The organism is Enterococcus sp. FDAARGOS_375 (assembly GCF_002393265.1).
GTDB classification, from domain to species: Bacteria; Bacillota; Bacilli; order Lactobacillales; family Enterococcaceae; genus Enterococcus_D; species Enterococcus_D innesii.
The window spans coordinates 919090-944229 of the sequence record NZ_CP023515.1; the positions used below are offsets into that span (position 1 = coordinate 919090).

Genomic DNA, 25140 nt, shown 5'->3' on the forward strand with positions numbered 1-25140 from the left:
ATTTATCTAAGAAAACAATCGTCCTTTTTTCTCTTTATTCATTCTTTTTCATCGATCGTCAACGTCAGCAATTTCGTTGAGACTTGCTCAAGAAAATAACGGTCGTGTTCAATGATCAGCATAGAAGGCTCCACCAAATGGATCACTTCCTCTAATTGCTTCTGATTGAAGACGTCCAAATAATTCAGCGGTTCATCCCAGATAAACAATTCCGCTGGTGTTGCTAATGATTTGGCTAGCTCCACGCGTTTACGTTGCCCCATACTCATTTGCTGGATCGGGGTTTGAAAGACAGTTCTTTCCAAGCCAAGTTTTTTTAAATTATTTAGCAGATCTTGATAATTCAAGCCATGCTCTTGGGCAAACTCTGTCAGCATCCCACGGTTGTCCTCATAATTTTGCCGGACGTAACTAATAGTGATCCCGTGGGCTGTTTTGATTGTCCCTGTCTGCTGTCCATCGAAAGTACCTAGAATACTCGCAATCAAACAGGACTTGCCAGATCCGTTGGCCCCTTGAATCCCCAAGCGCTCTTTTTGACGGATCGCAAACGTCAGCGGTTTAAACAAAGGATGCTCATAGCCGAGCTGAAAATGCTCTGCTTCCAGCAACACGTCATGATGGCTAACCAGTGGGGTCATTTTCAGCGGATCGATCCACTCAATGTCTTTTAACAACGCAGACTTGTCTTGAATTTGATCTTCCATCCGTTTAACGATCGCTTTCGAGCGCTTCATGGTCCGTGCCGCTCGGGCACCGATCGCCCCCGTATCATAGATTGCCCCGCTGCCTTTTTTGGTCGGCGACCCTAATTTGTCCCGTTCACGCCCTCGGGACCACTCCGCTTTTTCGGCTGCTGTCTGCTTCAAACGCCCGATTTCTTTTTTCAACTTGCTGTTTTGTTCTTGCTCATAGGCATCTTTTTGCTGCTTTTGCAGCTCATAGACTGAATAATTCCCTTTGTACAACACCAAGCGGCTTTTTTCGATCGCCAATACATGATCGACGACTTCATCGACAAACTGTCGATCATGGCTCACAACGATAAACCCGGTTTTTTGCTGCAAATAGCGGGCAACATGTTGGCGAGCGGTCACATCCAAATGGTTGGTCGGTTCATCGATCAAAGGAAAATTCTCTTCATCAACGAACAACCGCGCCAATAGGACTTTCGTTTGCTCGCCGCCAGATAAAGTCGCAAAGGGACGCCAAAGCACTTCTGGATCAAGTTGCAGCAGGTTCAATTCCCGCTCCAAACGCCACTGCTCAAATTCGCCAGATTCCTGTAAAACAAAAAGCGTCAATTGCTGATCATCAGCGACGGTTAAGGGAAAATAAACGAATTGTTGCTCATGGGTGATCGAGCCGCTATAAGGCAATTCATTGAGCAGCAGACGCAGCAAGGTCGTTTTGCCGCGACCATTCCTGCCAATCAACCCTAATTTCCATTGTGTATCAAGGTTCAAGTTGGCATCCTCAAAAAGCAACCGTTCCTGGCTATCAAAGCCAAAAGTTAAATGATTAATACTGATATTCGACATAAATATACCTCGTCTCTATTCACGGAATAGAGTAGACCTAAAGCTATTTTCAGAATCAGTTTTTAGAGGTACACAAAAAGATCCCCCATTGAAAAAGTCAACCAATCCTGAAAATCTGCAGACTATCCCCTTGGAGGAACAGTTTCATGCAGCTTTCAACAAATTGGTTAATTTTTCAATGGAGGATCCCTCATTTCGTTTAATAGTGCCCTAAGTATAGCATTGATCGACAAAAAAGCGCAAGTTCGGTACTCACTGCTGCTTTATCTTTCTATTTTATTCACAAACTAAACCCGTTATCGCTGGAAACGTTTCATTAAAAAACACTTGAAAAACAAAAAAACCATCAGGTTGGTTAGTCCTGATGGCAAAAGGAGTAAAATGAAAAATAAAAAGGTTGTTGGTTGTGAATTCATTATACCTCCGATAAAAAAACTTTACATGTGAAAAACATAACAGTTAAATTAAATAACTCTTGTTTAACTTGAATGTTTATCATTTTTTTAACAATAAAGCGGTCATCCGTTGGATAGCAAAAGAAATTTCAGCCGTTGCTTCATCTTGCTTAGCTTCTGCCGCATCAAAGGCTTCTTGGTCGATTTTGTTATCCAGACTCAAAATCATCTCATCACAGCCGGCAACATATTTCATATACGCCCGCTCGAATTTTTTATGGATCCCCATCACATTCGCTGGTGGACGCAATTTGCTGATTTTTTCCAGCATCAAGCGGTATTTGTCCGTGCCTTCTTTAAAAATTCTGGTAATCTCAGCTAGCCGCTCAGGTGTTACCTCGGCTTCTTTTTTCTCGTCAATCGCTTTGCGGATCTCTTCATAATTGGGATTCATTTTTTCCCCGATCGCTTCTGTTTCTTTGACAAGATCGTTGATTGTTTGTACATAAAAACCTAAGTTTGGTCGCACAGTGGGTTCCCTACTTTCTTTGTTATTATCTTCTATTTTACCGTTTCTTACTGCAAATGAAAAGGTCAAGAAACAGACACAGGGTTTATCGAAATAAGCCAGCAAAAAAAGGCCTGCTGCCCATGGAGAAGGACAGCAGACCATTGATTGTTTTTCCGTTTATTTTGGCTTATTTGCGTCCCATTGCTCGTTGGATCGCTTTGACGATCTCAACGACTGGAATGATCGCAAAGGAGGCGCCTAAAACGATGCCCCATTGATACAAGTCAAGGTGTGCAACACGGAAGATATCATTTAATCCTGGCACGATGAAGATCACTAGCATCAACGCAAAGGACAACAGGATCGCCCAGTTGAAGGCTTTGTTTCTAAATGCCCCTACTTTAAAGAGCGACTGATGGATCGATTTGACGTTGAAGGCATGGAACAACTGCATCAATCCTAACGTGGCAAAAGCCATCGTTAAGGCATCGGCATGGATCGCATCGTACGTATTGTGAACGGGCCATTGGATCGCTGACCAATAAACGAACAGCACGGTTGCCGCTTCTAAGATCCCTTGGTAGATGATACTACTCATCACACCACCAGAAAAGAAGTTGGAACTGCGTCCCCGCGGTGCATGTTTCATTAAATCTTTTTCAGCAGGCTCCATTCCTAGGGCAATTGCTGGGAAGGTATCCGTTACTAGGTTGATCCAAAGCAAGTGGATCGGCAATAGCGAGTCCCAACCCCACAAGGTTGCTAAGAACAAGGTCAAAACTTCCCCTAGGTTAGCGGCTAGCAAGTATTGAATCGCTTTTTGAATATTGGAGAAGACTTTTCGTCCTTCTTCCACTGCTACGACGATCGTAGCAAAGTTGTCATCGGCTAGGACCATATCAGAAGCACCTTTAGAAACTTCGGTACCTGTGATCCCCATGCCGACACCAATATCGGCTTGCTTCAGTGATGGTGCATCGTTGACCCCGTCACCGGTCATAGCAACGACTTTGCCTTCTTGTTGCCAAGCTTTGACGATGCGGACTTTATGTTCCGGTGATACCCGCGCATAGACTGAATAGTGGGCTACTTTTTGAGCGAACTCTTCATCGCTCATTTTATTGAGTTCAGCACCAGTCAAGACGGCATCATCATCGCCCGGTTTGATGATCCCTAAACGTCCCGCAATGGCTTCAGCTGTATCTCGGTGGTCTCCGGTGATCATGATTGGACGAATTCCAGCTTCTTTGGCTAAACGTACCGCATCGGCTGCTTCTGCACGTTCTGGATCGATCATTCCGACTAAGCCAGCAAAGACGAGGTCATTTTCGACAATTTCTGATTCTAAGTTTTCTGGTACTTGGTCTACGTATTTGTAGGCCATCCCCAATACCCGTAACGCTTGTTTTGCCAGATCGGTATTGTTGAATAAGATTTTTTCTTTTTCCTCATCGGTCATTGGCAGCTCTTGGCCATCCAATAGCACTTTGGAGGTTCTGCCTAGCAAGACATCCGGCGCACCTTTGACAGCAACTAAATAGCGTCCGTCTTCTTGTTGGTGGATCGTACTCATTAGTTTTCGGTCAGAATCAAATGGCAGATCCGCTATCCGTGGTTCTTGATTGACGAGATCCCGCACATGGAATCCTTGATCCATCCCAAATTGTACCAAGGCAGTTTCGGTCGGATCACCGATCAAGTTGCCTTCTTCACCAAATTTTGTATCATTGGCAAAATTCATGACTTTTAATGCCATGTTGTCTAACGGAATATCTTCTGAAGCAGCATGTTGTTTGTTATTGACAAACAATTTTTCCACGGTCATTTGATTCAACGTCAAAGTACCAGTTTTATCAGAAGCGATAATGTCCGTTGCCCCAAGGGTTTCAACCGCAGGCAATTTACGGATCACTGCATTTCGTTTCGCCATGACTTGCGTACCTAAGGCTAAGATGATCGTTACGATCGCTGGCAGCCCTTCTGGGATCGCCGCTACTGCTAATGAGATCGAAGTCAATAGCATGTCGACCCATGACGTATTGTTAAAGATCGTTCCAACAAAGAACATGATCACTGCAATGATAATGATGGCGATCGTCAGGAATTTTCCTAGTTCATTTAAGTTACGCTTCAACGGTGTTTCGGTTTCTTGGGCGCTAGCCAGCATGCCAGCGATTTTCCCAACTTCAGTTCCCATCCCTGTATTGACCACGACCCCTTTTCCGCGGCCATAGGTCACATTACTGTTTGAATAAGCCATATTGACGCGATCGCCGATCCCGACATCCGTCCCGTCGATGACAGTCAATTCTTTTTCGACTGGTACGGATTCACCGGTCAAAGCGGCTTCTTCAATTTTTAACGAACTTGCTTCTAAGAGGCGTAAATCCGCCGGTACGACATCGCCAGCTTCTAATAGGACAATATCCCCCGGAACCAATTCATCGCTCTTGATGGTGACGGTATGACCATTACGCAAGACGTTGGCATTTGGGGTGGACATTTCCCTTAGCGCTTCGATGGCCTGCTCTGCCTTTGCCTCTTGAACAACACCCATGATCGCGTTGATAATGACAACTGCTAAAATAATAATTGAGTCCACGACTTCATGGGAAACGACTGCTGAGATAATCGCCGCCGCTAGCAAAACGATGATCATCAAATCTTTGAATTGCTCAAAGAATTTTTGTGCCATCGATTTCTTTTTGCCTTCTTCTAATTCGTTGGGACCATACTCAGATAAGCGTTTTTGCGCTTCATCGTTCGTTAATCCATTGGCATCTGTTTGCATTTCTTCCAGAACATGCTGCGCTTCTTGCGCATAAAACGCCTGCGAAAGCTGTTCCTTTTTATTTTCTTCTGACATGCTTCTCCTCCTTTTATAGTTACTCTTCCTTTATTGTACATGATATGAAAAAAAATAGACTTATGTATGCACTGTCTAAGCATACATAAGTCTCACTGTTTAAGACAGCACCAGAAATTTCTTTCAGGATGGTGATACTGCCGCAGATAAAATCCGCCAATTACTCCCTCATGTTCATATCAATAACCTACATTATACAAAAACTTTTCGGGTCTGGCAATTTTATTTTCGCTGAAATTCAACAAAGGATTTCTCCTAAAAATCAAGCGATGATCGAGCCGTTTGGCATGCCTTTTGGTGCTTCCACGATTTGCAGACGACCATCATTGTCTTCTGCCGAAAGGATCATTCCTTGGCTGACTTGCCCCCGCATTTTCCGTGGTTTTAAGTTGGCAACGATCACGACTTTTTTGCCGATCAAATCTTGTGGTTCTGGATAAAATTCAGCGATCCCCGATAAAATTTGACGATCTTGATCATCCCCAGCAGCTAAGCGGAATTGCAGCAGCTTGTCGGCGCCTTTGACTTTTTGACAGTCAACGACTTCTGCCACTTTTAATTCGATCTTATCGAAGTCTTCGTATTTGATTTCGGCTTTCTCTGATTGCAGTGTGGTTTCTTCTGGATCCCATTTCACCGTTTCTTCTGGACTTTGTGTCCCTTCAGCCATTTTCTTTTGGATGTAGGCTACTTCTGTTTCAAGTTCCAAACGAGGGAAAATCGGTGTGCCTTTGGCAACGACTTTCGTGCCACTTGGAAATTCACCAAAGCGTAAATCTTTCAGATCCATGGCAACAGAGGCTAACCCTAATTGTTGGAAAATGTTGGCTGGTGTTTCTGTCATCACCGGTTGCAATAAGATCGCGACGATGCGTAAGCTTTCCGCTAAATGAACCATCACACTATTTAATTCTGCGCGCTTTTCTTCTTCTTTGGCTAGCACCCATGGTTGGGTTTCGTCAATGTATTTATTGGCGCGAGAAATCAATGTCCAAACTTCGGATAATGCCGTACTGAATTCCATTTTGTCCATGGCTTCATGGTAACGACCGACCACATTGGCAGCAGTCGTTGACAACTCGCTATCAAAAGGTGTCACTTTTGAGGCATAGTCCGGCACTAAACCATCACAATATTTATTAATCATAGCGATCGTCCGATTCAGCAAGTTTCCTAAGTCATTGGCTAGATCGTAGTTCAAACGAGAGACGAAATCTTCTGGTGTAAATACACCATCGCTCCCAAAAGGAACCGCTCGTAATAGATAGTAACGCAACGCATCTAAGCTATAGCGTTCCACTAACATTTCTGGATAAACGACATTGCCTTTTGATTTCGACATCTTGCCGTCTTTCATCATCAACCAGCCATGGCCAAAGATTTTTTTCGGTAATGGCAAGTCTAAGGCCATCAGCATGATTGGCCAATAGATCGTATGGAAACGCACGATTTCTTTCCCAACCATATGCACGTCAGCTGGCCAGTATTTTTGGAACAAGGAATCGTCGTCTGAGCCATAGCCTAATGCCGTAATATAGTTGGATAACGCATCGATCCACACATATACCACGTGTTCAGGACTAGCAGTGACTGGGATGCCCCATTTAAAGGTCGTTCTGGAAACAGCCAAGTCTTCTAAGCCGGGTTTGATAAAATTATTCATCATTTCATTTTTACGTGATTCTGGTTGAATGAACTCTGGGTGTTCATCATAGTATTCAACCAAACGATCGGCATATTTGCTCATGCGGAAGAAATAAGAAGATTCCTTCACCAATTCTACCTCATGACCGCTTGGCGCTTTACCGCCGATGACTTTGCCCTCTTCATCGCGGTAAACTTCTGCTAGTTGCGTTTCGGTAAAGTATTCTTCATCAGAAACGGAATACCAGCCTTCGTATTCCCCAAGATAGATATCGCCTTGATCAAGCAATTGCTGGAAGATTTTTTGAACGGCTGTTTTATGGTAGTCATCCGTTGTACGGATAAATTTGTCATAACTAATGTCTAGTGTGTTCCATAATTTCTTAACGTCAGCTGCCATTTTGTCGACATATTCTTGCGGATCTACGCCAAGTTCTTCTGCTTTTTTCTCGATTTTTTGACCGTGCTCATCGACACCCGTCAAATAAAAGACATCAAAGCCCATCAATCGTTTGTATCGTGCTACCGCATCACAAGCGATCGTCGTGTAAGAATTCCCGATATGCAGCTTGCCGCTTGGATAATAAATTGGCGTCGTAATATAGAATGTTTCTTTTTCAGCCATGGACGCAAGTCCTCCTTTTCACTAGTAAAGTGTATACTTAGGTAGTATACAGTTCGCAACCCAAAAATGCTATAAATTTAATCAAAAAAGCGGACAACCTAAGACCTTTCTTCATGCTCTAAAAGAAGCAAAGGAATCGTTTTGGTCCTTAAAACGCAGCAAATAAACCAGCAGATTTGAGTATTTCTTTTCTACTAGTTATCATAGCGCAGATAGCCGTTCACTTCAATGTTCTAAGGGAAGAATCTGATCCTGACAACAAATCTCATAGGAAATAAAGCTGTTTTATCTCTCTTTGATTAACAGGTACTTCTTTTGCTATAATGAGGAAGACTTCACTTATAGAAAGGAACGCTATGACCCGAAAAAACAAACAGCATTTTTTGCTTTTAATCGTGCTTTCTGTGGGGCACTTGCTCTTTTCAACCACAGGTTACCCCTTTTTGTTTGCTTACTTCAACAGCAATGATTACGCGGCGCTTTTTGCGACAGCGCTGGCAATCCTACGGGTAGCTTTTCTGCTCTGGATCGCTCTTTGGGGTTATTCAGCGCTCAAAGAACACCCTCGGTCTTCTTGGCTTTATCTCGCATTGTTTTTCATTAATTTGATCGTTCCTTATTTTTTCCGTTAAGGAAAACCATCGCGCTCAGTTACTTACTTTATCTAAGGCAGGAGAAACCAATGAAAGAATTTACCTCAAAATCAGCTGAAAAGCACTACTATGAAAAAGAAGCTTCTGAAGCAGACTTTCTTACGTGGTATCAGGCACAAGATCAGCCAAAATACGAGAAACCCTCCGTAACCGTCGATATGGTGTTGATGTGTTACAACAAAGAAGAAGAACAACTCAAAATTGCGCTGATCCAAAGAAAAGGGCATCCTTTCCGTAATTCTTGGGCATTGCCAGGGGGCTTCGTCAATCCCAATGAATCGACAGGCCAAAGTGTGATCCGTGAGACCCAAGAAGAGATTGGGGTCACCATCTCCAAACAAAACATCGAACAGCTGCATACCTTCAGCACCCCTGGTCGTGATCCACGTGGGTGGGTCATCACCGTCAGCTATTTGGCATTTATTGGTGAAGAGCCCTTGAGTGCTGGGGACGATGCGAATCAAGTGCGCTGGTTCTCTCTGGAAAGAAAAGCCAATCAAATCTATTTGACCAGCGGTGAGATCGAGATCATTCTTGACCTGGTGACTGGCGCCTCTGTTGGAAAAGATACGTTGGCTTTTGACCACAGCGCGATCATTCTCAAAGCCTTCAAACGGGTTGCCAATAAGATGGAGCACGAGCCGCAAGTGCTTCTTGTGTTAGGCAAAGACTTTACGATCACGGAAGCCCGTAAAGTATTCGCCAAGTTTTTAGGGATCGATTTTAAAATGATCGATCATTCCAACTTCAAAAAATCCATGCTCCAATATTTTACGGAAGTCGGCGAAAAGCCCGTCGGCATCGGGCGTCCCTCAAAGATCTATCGCTTAAATGACGCATTTTTAGGTGATAAAATGTAAAAAAATACAACCCCCTGTCAGACCTTAGTTTGGCAGGGGGTTGCTGGTTAATCATAATTAGTGAACGTGGTTCCTAGAAACAAAAATCTTAAAGATTTTTTCTATACCCTAGGCGATCCCTGGCGTTCCTTCCAGTTCAAGTGGCTCAGCTCCTCATTTCGCCTGAGAGTCGTTCTAGCTTCTGTTGGTCCTGCGTATCCAACGTGACAAAACGCAGTTCTTTACCGTACCACTGCGCTTTGTACTGGATTTTGCGAACGAATTGATGCCAATCACTGATGCTGTAATGACCAGCTTTTAAAACCGTATCTTCTGCGATTTGTTCCAAATAGATCGTATCATACTGTTTTACGAGATGGTAGCTGACTTGATCGATGAATTCCCGCTTTTGACAGCAGTGAAAACGATAAAGGCGAGCGACCTTTCCTTTTAGCTTCTGATAATTTCGTGCCTGAGTCAAAAGGATTTTTTTCCGTTTGACCGCCGTAGCTTTCACCTGAAGTTTGCGTTCTGCTCGTGTCAGCTTTTGCTTCGTTTGGATGGCATGTTCACAGGTGATAGGTACCGGCTGGTTGGCTTTGACCAACTGCTGTGGATCATAAACAACCGCGATAGATGCTTGCTGTTTCGGGAGTGGCGTGATCTCTTCCAAACAAAGGATCGAGATGTAAAACTCTTCGTTGTTTTTTGCTGAGATCGTTGCCGACTTGATTTTCCCTTTGATCTCCCGATGCTTTTTTACGGGAACCAGTGTTTTAAGCTTTGGCAGCTTGATTTGATCCTCTTCAAAATAAATGGTGTGCTGCTGATTATTGGTGGTATACGATTGCCAGATACTTTTTTTGGTTTTCATTTTTGGAAAGCCAGCCCGCTTTTGAAAGTAATTTCGAAACGCTCGGTCCAGATTCCGTTGTGCATTCGCCAATGCCAAACTATCGGTCTCCTTCAAAAAAGGATACTCCTTTTTTAGTTTGGCTGGCGTCAACCCTTGCTTTGCTTCATTGTTGGCCAGCTCTTCCATCTTCGCCTCCAACAGTTGATTGTACGTAAACCGTACACAGCCGAAGGTTTCGATGAAAAACTGTTTTTGCTGTCCATTAGGATAGATCCGAAATTTGTATGCTTTTAAAACACCCAGTTTCATCTCCTCCTAACACTCCCTATACCTTTGACGCTAGTTCCCCTTTTTTTGTGCTAACTTTTCTTGGTAGATCTTGGCTTCTTGTTTCGTGGCATAAACGAAATGTCCTGGTGCGATTTCTTCCATTGCTCGTTCTTGGTTATCGTTTGGTTCACTGACGTATTTGATCCGTTTACGTTGACGCTCATGGTCAGGATCTGGCAGTGGAATCGCTGATAACAGACTTTCAGTATATGGATGAACCCCGTAATGATAGATTTCATCACTAGTTCCCACTTCTAGTAGTTTGCCGTTGTGCATCACGCCGATCCGATCGCTAATGTGTTTTACCATCGATAAATCATGGGCGATAAACAAGTACGTCAATTTATGTTCTTCTTGCAGATCTTGCAGCAAGTTAACGACTTGGGCTTGGATCGAAACATCCAATGCCGAGATCGGTTCATCACAGATAATGAATTTTGGATCGACGGCTAACGCGCGGGCGATCCCGATCCGTTGACGTTGTCCCCCTGAAAATTCATGGGGATAACGGGTCCCGTGACTTGGGTTGAGTCCGACCGTTCGCAAAAGTTCATCCACCCGATCATTGCGTTCTTTTTCATTTTTAGCTAATCCGTTGATATCGATCCCTTCAGCAATAATGTCCCGAACTTTCATCCGGGGATTCAAGGAGGCATAAGGATCTTGGAAGACCATTTGGACTTCCCGGCGAAAATCAGCCAGCGGTTTCTTGCCTTTGATTTTCATAACATCTTGTCCATCAAAAAGAACTTCGCCTCCGGTAGGGTTATTCAAACGAATCACCGTCCGTCCAGTGGTCGATTTTCCACTTCCGGATTCGCCTACTAGACCAAAGGTTTCTCCTTCATAGATTTGGAAGGAGATATCATCGACGGCTTTGACTTCGTCTTTGCGGCCAACGTTAAAATATTGTTTAAGATTCTTTACTTCAAGTAAAACTTTTTCCAACCGTTTCTCCTCCTTTAGACAGATGCCTGAGTATTTTTTTCTTGGAATTTTTTCCAGCGAATCAAGATCTCATCCGGCGGAGTTACCTTCGGTGCTTGCGGCGCTAACAGCCACGTTGCTGCTTTGTGAGTCGGTGAAACATCAAAGAACGGTGGTTGCTGTTCTGCATCGATCTGCAAAGCAAATTCGTTTCGTGGATAAAAAGCGTCCCCTGTTGGCGGGTCCAACAGATCCGGTGGTGAACCAGGAATCGCGTACAACCGATCGCCTGTCCCTTCTAACGTCGGCATCGAGCCTAACAAACCCCAAGTATACGGATGTTGCGGGTTGTAGAAGATTTCTTCTGCGGTCCCCACTTCGACGATTTTCCCACCATACATCACGGCTACTCGGTCAGCCACATTGGCAACGACACCTAAGTCATGGGTAATAAAGACGATGGACGAATTGATTTTCTTCTGAATATCTTTTAATAACTCTAAGATCTGTGCTTGGATCGTTACATCCAATGCAGTCGTCGGTTCATCTGCAATCAAGATCTGTGGGTAGCAGATCAACGCGATCGCAATAACGATCCGCTGCCGCTGACCACCGGAAAATTGATGCGGATAATTTTTCAAGCGTTTCTCAGCATTCGGGATACCGACAAGGTTCAGTAATTCCAACGCTTGTCGCAAGCCTTCTTTTTTACTGATTTTGTTGTGCTTCATCAATGACTCTGCTACTTGCTTACCAATCGGCATCGTTGGGTCTAGTGAAGTCATTGGATCTTGGAAAATCATGGCGATTTCCTTGCCACGGATTTTTTGCAGTTCTTTTTCGGATTTTTTCAAAATGTCCGTCCCATTGAAGAGGATCTGGCCATTATCGACATTGGCATTGCTGGCTAACAACCCCATGATACTACGGGTTGTCACGGACTTGCCGCTCCCGGATTCGCCCACGATCGCCAAGGTTTCTCCTTTGTATAGATCGAAACTGACATCACGGATCGCTTGGACTTTCCCAGCAAAGGTGTCAAAAGAAATTTCTAAGTTTTTCACTTCTAAGACTTTTTTCATCGCAATCACTCTTTCATTTTCGGATCAAAGGCATCACGCAAACCGTCTGCCAGCAAGTTGAACCCAATCATAATCACAGACAAGGTCACAGCCGGCACCCACATTTGGTAAGGCAGGAACAAGAAGGTTTTGTAGCCATCGCTTAGTAACATCCCTAAAGATGCTGAAGGTGGTTTTAGTCCTAGCCCGATAAAGCTTAGGAAGGCCTCGAAGAAAATCGCCGAGGGAATACTGAACATCATTTGTACGATGATCACGCTGGAAATATTTGGTAATACGTGTTTCATCGCAATCTTGAGACGACTTTCCCCCAGTGTCGTTGCGGCTAAAACGAATTCCTGATCTTTTAGTTTCATTGTTTGGGCCCGTACGATCCGCGCCATTGGAATCCAGTTAGTGATCGCCATTGCTGCCACGATCGAGAAGATCCCTGGTTCGAAAACTACCAGCATCAAGATCATTACCACTAAGTTGGGAATACCAGATAAGATCTCTAAGAAACGTTGCATCACATTATCGATCCGTCCACCTAAAAGACCAGAGATCAAGCCATAGGTTACACCAAAGATGATATCTAGCATCGCTGCGATAAACGCAATCAATAAGGAGATACGTGTTCCTACAAATAAACGACTCAATAAGTCACGACCTAATCCATCCGTTCCTAAAAGGAAATACGTCCCGTCAGGAACATTGGCAGCTGCATACTTATCTACTAGCTCGCCCCCCACCATCGCATAGCCGTTTAAGCCATTGATGTTGATACCGGGAATTTTCGGCGGCAGATTCGTAAAGGTCACATTTTGTGCAGTTGGATCATGTGGCGAGACAAAAATCGTAATGATTGAGATCGCAATAATGATCAGCAACAAAATGATTGAGAAAACCGCGGCTTTGTTCTTTTTCAAACGACGCCATGAATCTTGGAAAAAGGTTAATGAAGGGGTTGCGATCGCTTCACGCTCTTCATTGGTATTTTTTTGTAACGGTTGAAATTTGGCTGCATCGATGGCAGCAACATCATTTGCTGTGTAAGGTTTCTCTGCCATTAGCCACGACTCCCTTCTGAAACTCGGATCCGCGGATCAACGATTCCATATAAAATATCAACAACAAGAATCACAAAGACCAACATCGCGGAATAAAGAATTGTTACCGCCATGATCGTTGGATAGTCATTGGTCATGATTGATTTTACGAACTGTTCACCGATACCCGGGATCGCAAAAATATTTTCTACGACAAGGGAACCAGTCATCAAACCGACAGCTAGCGGTCCTAACAACGTCAATAACGGAATCAAACTATTCCGCAAACCGTGCTTGAAGGCAATTTCCCAGCGGCTCAACCCTTTTGCTCGTGCCAACTCGACATAATCACTATGCAGCACTTCCACCATCTCGGTTCGAATAAACCTGGCGGAATCCGCTAACGGCGACATCGCTAAGGCGACGGTCGGTAGGATCGTGCTAGCAAAGGTCTCCCACTTAGCAATCGGCAAGATCCCTAGTTTGATGGCAAAAATGTATTGCAGCAAAACGGCAAAGACAAAGTTAGGGATCGAACGCCCTAAGATCGCCACTAAGGTAGACGTTGTATCGATCCAAGTATTTTGCTTCATCGCAGAGATCGTTCCTAAAATGATCCCAAAGAAGGTACCAAAGATGATCGCTTGTAGCCCTAGTTGCAGTGAAGGTCCGATTCTTCCTGATAGTAAATTCGCTACTGGCTGGTTTTTAAATTGGAAAGAGATCCCAAAGTCACCTTTTAGTAGATTGGTCAAATAAAGCCAATATTGGGTAATGATCGGTTTGTCCAATCCTGCTTGCTCATTTAGCAAGGCAATTTGTTCTGGACTTAATTTTTCAGCATTCGTATATGGTGTTCCTGGCAAAAATTGCATCAAGAAAAAGGTGATCGTGGCAATCAGCCATAATGTTAAGACCATATAGAACACTCGTTTCAATAAATATTTCAAAAAGCTGTTCACGCAGTTTCCCCCTTAAGTATTTTGACTTCTATTCAATAATTATGTAAATTAACATAGTACGAATCATTAAAAAGGAGTCAGATCATGAAAATAAAAAAAAGTAGTGGGCTCATACCCCTCCTATGCCTCGCAATTTCTGGCGGATGGTTAGCCATAAAAAATGAATTTTCCATAGCAGCTCTTTCAGATGCCCTTTTCTTATGGGCGCTGTTCTTTTTGATCATTGGCGGTTTTTTATGGGTATTTGCTTCTGGTTTCTTTGACCATTTTCAATATTCCATGAAGAAAGCTTTTTCCAAAAATAAAACAGATTATCTGAAATTATCCCAAGTCGGCAAACAGAGCTACGCCTTTTGGTTATGGCCTGGTGTCTTCTTGTTATTCCTTTCATTGCTCTTTTTAATGATTGCTACTAGTTAATTTCATTCTTATAGTTTTACTCATTGAAATGAGAAGCAAAAGGCTGAGACAAGAAATTGTCCCAGCCTTTTCTTCGGCATTTCAAGTCAACTACTCGTGATTATTCGATTGATGTCCACTTGTAGTCGTATTGTGCGCCTGCTGCGTGAGCAACAACACCTTTGACTTTTGTTGCACGTAAGTGTGCTTCCGCTTTTTGATAAACTGGAATGACACCTTGTTCATTCATAATGATTTTTTCTGCATTGACTAAATCTTCCCAACGTTTGTCAGGGTCATTGGCATTGGTCGTACCTGCTGCTTTTACAGCTGCATCGTATTCTTCACTGCTCCATTGACCACGGTTGTATGAGTTGCCTGTCGTAAACAAGTCAGTAAAGCTACTTGCATCGGCATAGTCAGCACCCCAACCGCCCATTACTGTATCAAAATCACCAGCGTTTGAACGATCCAAACGAACAGAGAATGGTACTGGACTTAACGTGACTTTCACACCGTCCAATGTTTTTTCGATCGTATCTTGCAAGTACTCAATGATTTTCTTGGTTGAGTCTGTATCAGAAGCTAAGATATCAAATTCTAATGAATCGATTCCTAACTCTTCTTTGGCTTTTTCCCAATATTCTTTTGCTTTCTCTTGATCGTAGCTAATGACGCTGCCAGCTGCTTCTGTGAAGTCTGTATGATCGCCAGGGCTGAAGGTCATACCTTCTGGTACCAACCCAGTTGAAGCAATCGAACCATCCCCTAAGATCGATGTCACTAAGGCATCACGGTCGATCGCATAAGAGATCGCTTTACGTAAGTTTTCGTTACGGAAAGGTGAATCTTCATCACGTTGGTTCAATTCTAGGTAAGAAGTCGTTGCTTCTGGTTGAGAAACGAAGGCTTCATCGTTAGCCATCTGTTGCGCCAGTTCACCTGTTAGGATGACATCATCTGCTTGACCATCTTGGAAAAGGTTCAAGGCAGTTGAGGATTCTTTCACGACGCTTACGTTGATCGTTTGTAATTTAACAGTATCTTTGTCCCAATATTGGTCGTTCTTTTCATAAGCCCATTCCGTATCCGTTCCTGGTCCATCAAACCCAGTCAAGACAAATGGTCCATTATAAACGGCATTGTCGCTGGTTGATGCATATTGATCGCCATTTTCTTCCACTACTTTTTGATTTTGTGGGAAGAAGGATGGAAATGCTAATAAGTAATCAAAGTAAGGTGTTGCTTTTTCTAGGGTGATTTCTAATTCGTAATCCCCCACTGCTTTGATGCCTAGCTCTGATGGATCCGTATCGCCAGCTGTGATGGCATCCGCATTTTTGACTGGTGAAAATAGATACGCATATTCTGATGCAGTTTCAGGTTTGACCGTCCGTTGCCAGCCATAGACATAATCCGCTGCTGTAACAGGGTCACCGTTTGACCATTTCGCATCTTCACGCAGTTTGATCTTGTAAGTTAGTCCATCCTCGCTGACTTCAGCTGCTTCAGCTGCACCAGCAGGTTGTGGTGTGCTGTCAGCATCCAAACGATACAGTCCTTCATATACATTGTTCAATGCACTGAAGCTGATCGTATCGGTTGCTAATGAGAGATCCGCACTTGGCATTTCTTGTGAAACCACTACGTTAAATACTTGTTCTGCGTTGCTATCGCCGCTAGTTGCTGTGTCATTGCTTGAACTATTTGTTCCGCCTGTTGTACAGCCGGCTAACACCACGCCACACACAGCTACTAAACCATAGGCCCATTTATTTTTCATCCTGTCCTACCCCTTAATTGAATTAATTTTCAGAATAATCATTCGATTTCTGAAGTTAGATAAGATTTTAATTAATAATTATTAAAAAAGCAATCCCTTTTTCGATAAAAAACACCTTTGGAAGAAAGTTTTCTTGGTATTTACTTACCTTACTCTCATCAAACACTCGTTAAATGCTATTTTCCCTTTCTTTATTTATAAGAAATAATGCAAAAATAATAATAAAAAAACATGGTTAAATGTAACTTACATTCGTTTTCTGTCTTTCTTTTTCATTTGATCCGTCAAAATGAGAAACCCCTGATAGAAGTGTAAATATACAGCAATCACCAATGAATTTTATCCAAATAGTCCAAAAAAAGACCTGATCGCATAGGATCAGGTCTTCTCGCTTTAAGGACACTTGTTGCCTCCCCGAAAGGATGTCCTTCAATGATTAATGGATCGCGCCGCCAATCGCTTTTAAATCTTCTTTGTCGGCATAATCAACGATGGCTTCCACTGCTGCGGTTAATCCTTTGGCGATGTCTTCGATGCTCATTGCAGGCTGTCCTGCTTTATCGACGACTTGCTGAGGAATAAACGGCACGTGGATAAAACCGCCTTTCATTTCCGGGTATTTTGTATCGATCATGTATTGTACTTGATACATGATGTGGTTGCAGACAAAGGTTCCAGCAGTATTAGAAACGGCTGCCGGTATTCCGGCTTTTTTCATATTTTCTACCATTGCTTTGATCGGCAGTTGTGTGAAGTAGGCAGGCTTTCCTTCTGTTTGGATCACTTCATCGACGGGTTGATTGCCTTCATTATCAGGAATCCGGGCATCATCCACATTGATTGCCACTCGTTCTGGTGAGATGGCAAACCGTCCGCCCGCTTGACCGATGTTTAAAACGACATCTGGGTGGATCTCTTCAATTTTCTCTTCGACGATCGCCGCTGATTTCCCAAATACAGTGGGGATCTCTGCTTTCACGATCTGTGCACCATGAATTGTATCTGGCAGTAATTTCACTGCTTCTAAGGCAGGATTGATTGCTTCTCCGCCAAATGGATCAAATCCGGTAATTAATAATTTCATTTCCATCATCCTTCCATCTCTGTTTTACCACTAAAATGCCCAAAAGTACATTAAAGCGATGTGAATCACTAACAATATTAAAGCAATTGGGGCTTGTGCTTTAATGACACCATTGGGGTCTTTCATCTCTAACAAGGCCACTGGCAATGCGTTGAAATTGGCTGCCATCGGAGTCAGCAATGTGCCACAAAAACCAGCGGTCATTGCCAACGCACCAGCAACGACGGGGTCGCCACCTTGCGCCATTACGAAAGGTACACCAATGCCGGCGGTAATAACAGTAAATGCCGCAAAGCCATTTCCCATGATCATAGTAAAGATCATCATTCCTAAACAGTAAGCCACGACACCGATAAAACGATTACCTTCTGGCACGACGCCAGAGATTCCTTGAGAAATCACGTCACCAACACCAGCAGCGTTAAAAATGACACCTAGTGCTGCTAATAACTGTGGCAAGATACCGGCAGTTCCGACTTGACGAAGCATCCGGTCGGAATCGTCTAACACTGTTTTTGGTTTAGCGGAAGTTAGCACGACTGCCAACAAGAGTGCTAAGATCGACGCGATCCCGATCCCCACTTGGCCCCCTAATGGTGTATAAGAAATCACCACAGCGATCAATGCTAAGCTGATACATGGTATGAAGATCGTACTACCGATCCGTTTTGCTGACGCTTCGGCTTTTTCATCATCAACGTCCACGATTTTACCAATCTGCACTTGTTTGAAGAAGGTCAAACAGCCCATCAAAACGATCAAAATCCCGTCCACAAGATACGGCAAGAAATTTCCGAAAGCAAAGACGATCCCTAGCAGTAACCAAAAGGCAGAGGTGCCTAATCGGGTGGGATGATCCGCTTCACGAAAAACCCGTACAGCCGTCATGATCGACAGCAATCCGATCAAGATATAAAAGAATTCTAGTAATCCGTTAACGATTCCTTCCATCTATTTCTCCTCCTTCTTGCCATATTTTTTTGCTAATTTGCGATCAAAGAGCAAGTTCGATAACGTGGCAATGACTAAGACGATCAATGCGATCGGCAATGAGGCTTGCGCGATTGAACTAGCTGCCACATCATACCCAAGAGATTGCAATGTTCCTACGATCAATAGCACACCAGAAGCAGCCACGAAGGTATTTTGCGCAAAGAAATTCCCGAAGTTTTCGTTGGCGGCAGCTCGGGCTTTGATTTTTTCCTGATCTTTTTCATCTAGTTCCCCAAATTTATTTTCCCCAGCAGCTTGCGCCATCGGGTTGACGATTGGGCGAATAAATTGCGTATGTCCTTGGATCCGAATAGAGAAAAAGCCAGCAAGTTCTCGAATAAATAAGTACAAACTCAAAAACTTCCCTGGTGTCAAGCCTTTGATTTTTTCAATCAATATGACAGCCTGCTGTTTCAAGCCAAAACGTTCCGACAAGCCAACCATTGGTAGCGTCAGCAAGAACAGTGTCACGAGTCGATTATTGACAAACGCTTCTCCTAACATTGTTAAAAAATCAACAACAGAAATCCCCGACACAAGCGCGGTGACAAAACCAGCAACGATTACGACAGCAATAGTATCTAGCTTCAGCAAAAAGCCGACTAAAATAACTAGAATACCAATTAATTTAATCCATTCCATCAAATCATCCTTTCACGATAAGTTATTTTTAATGAATACCAGCCTTTAGTATAATCTATTTTTTTCTTGTAAAACAATATTTTTTGAATTTTCTTTGTGGGAATGCGCTTTCTTTAAGGCGTTTTTTAAATGTTTAGATAATAAAAAACAAAAAGAAGAACTGCGCTTGTGCAGTCCTTCTTTTATTTTACGTGTTTAAGAAGCAGAGGCTTCTTTTTTCATTTGTTTGCTTCGCAGCTGTCCGCAAGCTGCGTCGATATCTGTCCCATGTTCTTTACGAATCACACAGTTGATGCCGTTTTTCTTTAAAATGTCATAAAAAGCTAACACATCGGCTTTTTTACTTCGAGCATATTGGTCATGCTCACTCACTGGGTTATAAGGAATCAAGTTGACGTAAGACAATTTCTTTTTATCCTTCAATAATGCTGCCAACTGACGGGCATGTTCCGGTCGGTCGTTGACATGATCCAGCATGATATACTCAAACGTGATGCGGCGATTGGTTTTTTCTAAATAATAATCGACCGCTGCCATCAGTTTTTCAATTGGGAAGCTCCGATTGATCCGCATCATAGAGGTTCTGACTTCGTTATTTGGGGCATGCAGCGAAATGGCCAAGTTCACTTGCAAGCCGTTCTCCGCAAACTCTCTGATTTTATGCGCTAAGCCGCTGGTTGACACGGTAATATGCCGCGCGCCGATCGCTAAGCCTTTCGGGTCGTTGATAATCTGTAAGAAATGCATCACATTGTCATAGTTATCAAAAGGTTCGCCGATCCCCATGACGACTACGTGAGAGACTCGTTCTCCCTCGTTGCGTTCATCAAAATAGTGTTGCACTAACATGATTTGAGCCACGATCTCGCCTGCCGTTAAGTCTCGTTGTTTCTTTAATAACCCACTAGCACAAAAGGTACAGCCGATGTTGCAGCCGACTTGGGTCGTCACACAAACGGACATGCCATATTCTTGACGCATCAAGACCGTTTCAATCATGTGATTGTCTGGCAATTGGAATAAATATTTGACGGTCCCATCACTGGCTTCTTGTACCACCATCTGTTTCAGGGGATTGATCACAAAGGCTGCCGACAGTTTCTCAATCAAAGGCTTCGGTAGATTGGTCATTTCTTCAAAGGTAGTTACTCGTTTTTCATAGAGCCACTCCCACACTTGGTTGGCCCGGAATTTCTTTTCATTTTGTTCAGTTATCCACAAAGATAAATCTGATTTGGTAAGTCCATAAATCGATGGGTTCACTTTTTTCCCTCTTTTCAAACTAGTCGCTACATACTATAACTGAATTCTTTGTGAAAAGCAACCGTTCCTTGTCCCTTCCTCTCAGTCTTTCAGCAGCAATTTTTTGTTGCATTGCTCTTTTTTTAAAGGTCTCTTTTATTCCGCTTAACGGTTCATTTATCCATAGAAACACTCTCACAAAGACATGCACAAAAAAAGCAGGAACCGAACCTACTCCTATGAACAAAATAGAGCGGTTCTTTCCTGCTTATTTCGGCTCTTTCCCCATGAGCGTTGCTTTATTGACAAGATCACCCTTCAAAAGAAAGGACTCGGCCTTCTTTTGCGGTCAACATCCCCCGTTGCGGTGGCTGTAGCTGTAAATAAAGCTGGAGTGACATTTCTAATATTAGTTCTTTGTCTCCTTGTTGAAAAACGCCATAATAATAGGTCTGTTCCCGTTTCTCTTCATATGTATGACTCACAAGGTAATACCCTTGTTCCATGGTTTCATTGCGCTTTTTGGTTTCTGAAAGAAAACGGCGAATATGTTTATAAGTAAAGAGAATCAATAAAATGACAACTGCTATTAAAAATAAATACCCCATTGCTGTTTTACACCTCGATCGTTGATGTGGCAAAGGTCGGCTCCACACCAATACTGATCATCAAAGCAGCATCGACTTCACACATCACTTTATCATCTAAATGACAAACCTTTTCTTTTAACCGACTTTTGTCGATCGTGCGGATCTGTTCCATCAAAATGACGGAGTCTTTGCCAATCCCTGTGCAAGAAGCGGAAATCCCAATGTGGGTTGGTAATTTCGGCTTCGCCATTTTTGCCGTGATCGCCGCAATGATCACGGTGGGACTGAAGTGATTGCCCAAGTCATTTTGAATGATCAAGACCGGTCGTATTCCGCCTTGCTCCGATCCAACGACTGGTGAAAGATCGGCAAAATAAATATCTCCCCTTTTTACCATAGGACCACCCTAACTTTTATATTCTCGCGGAACCCTTGCTGAGAGGGTGCACGCTACTTCATAGTGAATCGTTTCTAACTGGTCTGCAACATCCTGCATCGTAATTCGTTTCCCATGATTCTCACCAATCAACGTGACCGTTGTACCGACAGCAAAGGCTCGTGGCAAACGAATCATCAGTTGATCCATACACACCCGACCGACGATTTCACAAGGTTCGCCTTCTACTAAGATCGAGAATCCTTGCATTTTTCGTAACCAGCCATCCGCATAACCGATAGGCACGGTGCCGATCCATTCCTGACGGGGCGTGATATATGTTTCACCATAGCCAATCCCCGCTCCTTTTTCAAGTAATTTCACTTGGATCAGTTCAGAAACAAGTGAAAGGGCTGGTTTTAAGGAGAATGGTTCCTTCAATGTATGACCTGACGGATTCAATCCATACATCGCGATCCCAAAACGGACCATATTCCCAACAGCCTCTTTGTGCCACAAGGAGGTGGCACTATTGCCTGTATGTATATATGTTGGCAAATAAGGCAAAACAGTTAAGACTTCTTTAAATCGCTGGTGCTGAGTTTCCCAATAAGTCGTATCAGCTTGATCGGCTGTAGAGAAATGGGTAAAGATTCCTTCCCAATCAAAAGAGGGATGATCTTCCAACCAAAGAACGGCTTGACGCACTTCTTCTGGGGTTAAAAAGCCGATTCTCCCCATGCCGGTATCCACTTTGACATGTACTTTAAGGGATGTCTTTATAGGATTTTCCTTTAAATAAGTATCAGCTTCTACCAACCAGTCCATCGAAGCGACTGGAAAAGAAAAATCGTATTCCGCAAGTAAGGGAATGTCATGCACGTTCACAACTCCTAAAATCAGTAGCGGCTCATTGATCCCTGCTTCTCGCAATTCGATCGCTTCATCAATCGTCGCAACGCAAAAACCTACTGCGCCGCCTTCTTTGGCTGCTTGAGCCGTTTGTACCGCTCCGTGTCCGTACCCGTTAGCTTTGACTACCGCAAAAAGAAACGTCTCACTTGGTAAGTGAGCAATCTCATTTTTGATGTTTTCGGTAATCGCTGTTGTATCAATAATCGCTTTCGTTGGTCTATGGTAAGCAACCACCATTTCCAGTTCCTTCTTTCTACTAGTGCTTGATCAGACAAACAAATTAAGTTGGTTTTATGTAGTCGTCTGTTCGTCCATAAAGTATCGTACTTTTCTTCACCAAGTGACGACTTCCACTCAGATTACTCGCTATCCGATACTTCTAAGATAATTTGTGCAAAGGCAGTATCGTTTGTATGAGTGATACTGACAAAAATTTTTTCTAAAGGGTGCGGTGCTTTGGTGACGATCGGTGCACCGAATTTATTGGTCAAGACTTCAATATCGTGAAAAGAAACTTTGCCGATCCCTGTCCCCCAAGCTTTCGAGAACGCTTCTTTGCAGGCATAGCGCCCACCGAGGAACTCAACTTGTCGTTTCAGGGGCAAACGGGCAAATAATCTTGCTTCCTTCTCTGTTAAAATACGCGTTATAAACTGCGGTTTTTTTTCAATTAATTCTTTCATTCGAGGCAGCTCGACTGCATCGATCCCGATTCCTTTGATCATTCTTCTCGCTACCTTTACTTAAGATAGGGGTTTCCAAATTGGAATTGGCCCTTGTTTAGCTAGTTACCATTCTACCAAAAAAATGGCGAATTACCATTCAAATCTGACGAGTTTATACGGAGATTAAGATTTAAAAAAGAAAGATTCAGTTAAATCATATTTTTCGACGATTCGAAAATTTTTGCAATAAATGAACATTAAAAAAATATTTACCGCATTATTATCCCTTCTACTACTATTTAATTAAGTTGCTTTAGCTAAAAGAACTCAAAAAAGCCAATTCAATCAAATGGAACATTTGATTGAATTGGGCCTAATCATTCGTTCTCTATTTTCTAAATAAAATCATAGAAAAGAAAGACGGGGATAATGCTAAGCATTCATATTATAAATATTACTCTATCTATTCAATTGAATTTCATATCTATATCTATCAGCCCGATAATAAATTTCCGCATATTCGATATTTCTATTTTTATCATCGATTGTATTTCTAGTTATATACAACAATGGTTCTCCCGTTTTGATCTTTAAATGATCAGCCAGTACATCATCTGCTACGATAGACTCAATAATTTCGGTAGCACTTTCGATCAGAATAGATTTATCTTCAAAAATTTTATAGAGTGAAGCTTCTGGAGAATTAAAGTCCTCTTCATTCAACTCTATATAATTTTTCGGCACATATACACGCTGAAAACCGATATTCTCATCATCAATGATTCGTATCCGTTCATTCACATAAACTTCTTCCATTGGAGATAATTTTAACTGTAACCTTACTTTTTCAGGTGCAGGTTCTCTTCTAAAATCAACTAGCTTAGATGAAGTAATATGCTCACTATGCTCATCATTAAAACTTATCAAGCGATTCAATTGTAATGTTCGCTTATTGCTGTTGACGATTGTTCCCAATCCAGGAACCTTTTTGATGTATCCATCCGATTCTAACAGTTGCAGTGCGGAACGAATCGTTATTCTGCTGACACCATATTTTTTTTGCAAATCAACTTCAGTTGGAAAAAAATCATTTTCCACATATTTCTTTGCAATGATGCTTTTTTTCAATTCTTCATAGATTTGATAATATTTAGAATTACTATTATTACTCAAATTATCCCTGACCTACTCTCATTTCACTATTTCTGCAATATTAGAGGCTAACCCTCTTATGTCCATTTCATTCGCTTTTTCTATCACTGATAATTTACTCTTGACCGTCTCATCTACTGATACGAGCGCACCTGTCATAGAACCGACGATTGTAGCAATCGTATCGGTGTCATAGCCGATATTTACAGCATCGATCGTTGCTTGATAGGGCGTTTCCTTATTTAGGGCTACGATTCCATACGCACAGGGAACCGCTTCTGAAACATGAAGTCCACTCCCAACAACTTCATAAAGTTTCAACAACTTATCAACTTTTTCACCACTGCCATTCGCTATATCTAAAGCAAGCTGTATTCTTCGATAAACACTTGGTCCTGGAACATGCTTAGAATATTTTTTTCCTTGTTCTTCTCCGAGTTTTGCACCTAGTAAGCCAGCTTCAATCACACTATCCATTGTAGCACTTTCCTTCAATGATTCCGACACACTTAGGGCAACCGCACAAGCACCTGAGATTGACAATGAATTATCATGGGTGACTTTTGTAATTATAATAGCATCTTCTAAAGCCTTTTCATAGTCACCTGGATGAAATAGTCCCGCCGGAGAAATCTTCATTGCGGAACCATTTGTAGCTTTAGAAGCATAATCTACTGTTACTGCCCCAGGAAGTGCTTTTATTTCCGATAAATCATTTTTGTACATTTCAATCGCACTTCTTGTTGTAGGTCCAGCAAAACGATTAAAATAATGCGGAATATCAGACCATTCAATAATACTTTTCTTTATAATATCTCGGTCAATCATTCCTTGGTTCTTAAGAATATTTTGACAGATTAAATATATTTGTGAAAAATCATCAGTGACTTCACCTGCCTTATTTCCATATGCGAATGCTGTTTTGCCGGGTTCAACTAGCTTTTCCAATGGTCCAGCAAATTTTAACCGAATTTCATCAAAAGGCAGATTTTCTGTCGCAGCCCCCATTGCGTCTCCAATCGCTGCCATTGTTAAAGATC

At 42.7% G+C, this 25140-nt stretch carries 23 protein-coding genes; 3 read left to right on the plus strand and 20 right to left on the minus strand.

Annotated elements, in window-relative coordinates:
* Nucleotides 1-38: 38 nt before the first annotated feature.
* The 4 genes from abc-f to metG form a co-directional block, all read right to left on the minus strand.
* Nucleotides 39-1541 carry a ribosomal protection-like ABC-F family protein gene (gene abc-f, locus CO692_RS05305; RefSeq protein WP_096741762.1) on the minus strand — a complete coding sequence of 501 codons (1503 nt, stop codon included), beginning with the start codon at nt 1539-1541 and terminating at the stop codon, nt 39-41.
* A gap of 495 nt (nt 1542-2036) precedes the next feature.
* Complete coding sequence (locus CO692_RS05310; protein ID WP_096741763.1) at nt 2037-2465, minus strand: hypothetical protein; 429 nt, start codon at nt 2463-2465, stop codon at nt 2037-2039.
* 169 nt (nt 2466-2634) lie between these two features.
* Entirely contained in the window at nt 2635-5313 is a 2679-nt protein-coding gene (locus tag CO692_RS05315; RefSeq protein WP_096741764.1) for a cation-translocating P-type ATPase, read from the minus strand.
* Nucleotides 5314-5575: 262 nt separating this feature from the next.
* Complete coding sequence (metG, locus tag CO692_RS05320) at nt 5576-7582, minus strand: methionine--tRNA ligase (RefSeq protein WP_096741765.1); 2007 nt, start codon at nt 7580-7582, stop codon at nt 5576-5578.
* 356 nt (nt 7583-7938) lie between these two features.
* On the opposite strand from metG, the gene CO692_RS05325 reads away from it, so the two are divergent.
* The gene (locus CO692_RS05325; RefSeq protein WP_096741766.1) at nt 7939-8214 is read left to right on the plus strand and encodes a hypothetical protein; all 276 of its coding nucleotides are present in this window, start codon (nt 7939-7941) and stop codon (nt 8212-8214) included.
* Nucleotides 8215-8264: 50 nt separating this feature from the next.
* Nucleotides 8265-9095, plus strand: coding sequence for an NUDIX domain-containing protein (locus CO692_RS05330; RefSeq protein WP_005233702.1), 831 nt, complete (start codon nt 8265-8267; stop codon nt 9093-9095).
* A 145-nt stretch (nt 9096-9240) separates the two neighbouring features.
* Here CO692_RS05330 and CO692_RS05335 read toward each other — a convergent pair whose 3' ends face one another.
* From CO692_RS05335 to opp3b, 5 genes are read right to left on the minus strand one after another with little or no spacing between them, the layout of a single operon-like run.
* Nucleotides 9241-10239: an RNA-guided endonuclease TnpB family protein gene (locus tag CO692_RS05335; protein ID WP_096741767.1), complete on the minus strand. Its 999-nt coding sequence runs from the start codon at nt 10237-10239 to the stop codon at nt 9241-9243.
* A gap of 30 nt (nt 10240-10269) precedes the next feature.
* Nucleotides 10270-11208, minus strand: coding sequence for an ABC transporter ATP-binding protein (locus CO692_RS05340; protein WP_005233685.1), 939 nt, complete (start codon nt 11206-11208; stop codon nt 10270-10272).
* Nucleotides 11209-11222: 14 nt separating this feature from the next.
* A complete protein-coding gene (locus tag CO692_RS05345) occupies nt 11223-12275 on the minus strand; it encodes an ABC transporter ATP-binding protein (protein WP_216593164.1) in 1053 nt (350 codons plus the stop codon).
* Nucleotides 12275-13318, minus strand: a complete 1044-nt coding sequence (locus tag CO692_RS05350; protein WP_005227994.1) for an ABC transporter permease — start codon at nt 13316-13318, stop codon at nt 12275-12277. The genes CO692_RS05345 and CO692_RS05350 overlap by 1 nt, the downstream gene beginning before the upstream one ends.
* Nucleotides 13318-14259, minus strand: a complete 942-nt coding sequence (opp3b, locus tag CO692_RS05355) for an oligopeptide ABC transporter permease (protein WP_005227991.1) — start codon at nt 14257-14259, stop codon at nt 13318-13320. Before opp3b ends, CO692_RS05350 begins: the two co-directional genes overlap by 1 nt.
* An 84-nt stretch (nt 14260-14343) precedes the next feature.
* Here opp3b and CO692_RS05360 point away from each other — a divergent pair, with 84 nt between their 5' ends.
* Complete coding sequence (locus tag CO692_RS05360; protein ID WP_005227990.1) at nt 14344-14679, plus strand: DUF3899 domain-containing protein; 336 nt, start codon at nt 14344-14346, stop codon at nt 14677-14679.
* A 100-nt stretch (nt 14680-14779) separates the two neighbouring features.
* Here CO692_RS05360 and CO692_RS05365 read toward each other — a convergent pair whose 3' ends face one another.
* The 11 genes from CO692_RS05365 to CO692_RS05415 all read right to left on the minus strand — a co-directional run bounded on the left by CO692_RS05365 (nt 14780) and on the right by CO692_RS05415 (nt 25129).
* Nucleotides 14780-16441: a peptide ABC transporter substrate-binding protein gene (locus tag CO692_RS05365; protein ID WP_077452269.1), complete on the minus strand. Its 1662-nt coding sequence runs from the start codon at nt 16439-16441 to the stop codon at nt 14780-14782.
* A gap of 436 nt (nt 16442-16877) precedes the next feature.
* Entirely contained in the window at nt 16878-17525 is a 648-nt protein-coding gene (pcp, locus tag CO692_RS05370) for a pyroglutamyl-peptidase I (RefSeq protein ID WP_081117776.1), read from the minus strand.
* A gap of 30 nt (nt 17526-17555) precedes the next feature.
* A complete protein-coding gene (locus CO692_RS05375) occupies nt 17556-18476 on the minus strand; it encodes a DUF979 domain-containing protein (protein WP_096741768.1) in 921 nt (306 codons plus the stop codon).
* Nucleotides 18477-19160: a DUF969 domain-containing protein gene (locus CO692_RS05380; RefSeq protein ID WP_005233676.1), complete on the minus strand. Its 684-nt coding sequence runs from the start codon at nt 19158-19160 to the stop codon at nt 18477-18479.
* Nucleotides 19161-19355: 195 nt separating this feature from the next.
* Nucleotides 19356-20423 carry a 23S rRNA (adenine(2503)-C(2))-methyltransferase RlmN gene (gene rlmN / locus CO692_RS05385; protein ID WP_244353136.1) on the minus strand — a complete coding sequence of 356 codons (1068 nt, stop codon included), beginning with the start codon at nt 20421-20423 and terminating at the stop codon, nt 19356-19358.
* A 290-nt stretch (nt 20424-20713) separates the two neighbouring features.
* The gene (locus tag CO692_RS05390; protein ID WP_077452272.1) at nt 20714-21010 is read right to left on the minus strand and encodes a hypothetical protein; all 297 of its coding nucleotides are present in this window, start codon (nt 21008-21010) and stop codon (nt 20714-20716) included.
* 7 nt (nt 21011-21017) lie between these two features.
* Nucleotides 21018-21389 (minus strand): type II toxin-antitoxin system PemK/MazF family toxin, encoded by a 372-nt coding sequence (locus CO692_RS05395; protein WP_005227961.1) that lies wholly within the window; start codon nt 21387-21389, stop codon nt 21018-21020.
* A 9-nt stretch (nt 21390-21398) separates the two neighbouring features.
* Entirely contained in the window at nt 21399-22520 is a 1122-nt protein-coding gene (gene alr, locus CO692_RS05400) for an alanine racemase (RefSeq protein WP_086291642.1), read from the minus strand.
* A 122-nt stretch (nt 22521-22642) separates the two neighbouring features.
* On the minus strand, nt 22643-23008 hold the full coding sequence (gene acpS / locus CO692_RS05405) for a holo-ACP synthase (protein ID WP_096741769.1): 366 nt from the start codon (nt 23006-23008) through the stop codon (nt 22643-22645).
* Between the two features lie 399 nt (nt 23009-23407).
* On the minus strand, nt 23408-24121 hold the full coding sequence (locus tag CO692_RS05410; protein ID WP_096741770.1) for a GntR family transcriptional regulator: 714 nt from the start codon (nt 24119-24121) through the stop codon (nt 23408-23410).
* A gap of 18 nt (nt 24122-24139) precedes the next feature.
* Complete coding sequence (locus CO692_RS05415) at nt 24140-25129, minus strand: ADP-ribosylglycohydrolase family protein (protein ID WP_244353137.1); 990 nt, start codon at nt 25127-25129, stop codon at nt 24140-24142.
* Between the last annotated feature and the right edge of the window lie 11 nt (nt 25130-25140).

Excerpts from the sequence above, each read along its gene's own strand:
- abc-f (WP_096741762.1), bottom strand. The coding sequence starts at position 1,541 with ATGTCGAATATCAGTATTAATCATTTAACTTTTGGCTTTGATAGCCAG.
- CO692_RS05315 (WP_096741764.1), bottom strand. The coding sequence starts at position 5,313 with ATGTCAGAAGAAAATAAAAAGGAACAGCTTTCGCAGGCGTTTTATGCG.
- metG (WP_096741765.1), bottom strand. The coding sequence starts at position 7,582 with ATGGCTGAAAAAGAAACATTCTATATTACGACGCCAATTTATTATCCA.
- CO692_RS05325 (WP_096741766.1), top strand. The coding sequence starts at position 7,939 with ATGACCCGAAAAAACAAACAGCATTTTTTGCTTTTAATCGTGCTTTCT.
- CO692_RS05330 (WP_005233702.1), top strand. The coding sequence starts at position 8,265 with ATGAAAGAATTTACCTCAAAATCAGCTGAAAAGCACTACTATGAAAAA.
- CO692_RS05335 (WP_096741767.1), bottom strand. The coding sequence starts at position 10,239 with ATGAAACTGGGTGTTTTAAAAGCATACAAATTTCGGATCTATCCTAAT.
- CO692_RS05350 (WP_005227994.1), bottom strand. The coding sequence starts at position 13,318 with ATGGCAGAGAAACCTTACACAGCAAATGATGTTGCTGCCATCGATGCA.
- CO692_RS05360 (WP_005227990.1), top strand. The coding sequence starts at position 14,344 with ATGAAAATAAAAAAAAGTAGTGGGCTCATACCCCTCCTATGCCTCGCA.
- CO692_RS05365 (WP_077452269.1), bottom strand. The coding sequence starts at position 16,441 with ATGAAAAATAAATGGGCCTATGGTTTAGTAGCTGTGTGTGGCGTGGTG.
- pcp (WP_081117776.1), bottom strand. The coding sequence starts at position 17,525 with ATGAAATTATTAATTACCGGATTTGATCCATTTGGCGGAGAAGCAATC.
- CO692_RS05375 (WP_096741768.1), bottom strand. The coding sequence starts at position 18,476 with ATGGAAGGAATCGTTAACGGATTACTAGAATTCTTTTATATCTTGATC.
- CO692_RS05380 (WP_005233676.1), bottom strand. The coding sequence starts at position 19,160 with ATGGAATGGATTAAATTAATTGGTATTCTAGTTATTTTAGTCGGCTTT.
- CO692_RS05390 (WP_077452272.1), bottom strand. The coding sequence starts at position 21,010 with ATGGGGTATTTATTTTTAATAGCAGTTGTCATTTTATTGATTCTCTTT.
- CO692_RS05395 (WP_005227961.1), bottom strand. The coding sequence starts at position 21,389 with ATGGTAAAAAGGGGAGATATTTATTTTGCCGATCTTTCACCAGTCGTT.
- alr (WP_086291642.1), bottom strand. The coding sequence starts at position 22,520 with ATGGTGGTTGCTTACCATAGACCAACGAAAGCGATTATTGATACAACA.
- acpS (WP_096741769.1), bottom strand. The coding sequence starts at position 23,008 with ATGATCAAAGGAATCGGGATCGATGCAGTCGAGCTGCCTCGAATGAAA.
- CO692_RS05415 (WP_244353137.1), bottom strand. The coding sequence starts at position 25,129 with ATGGCAGCGATTGGAGACGCAATGGGGGCTGCGACAGAAAATCTGCCT.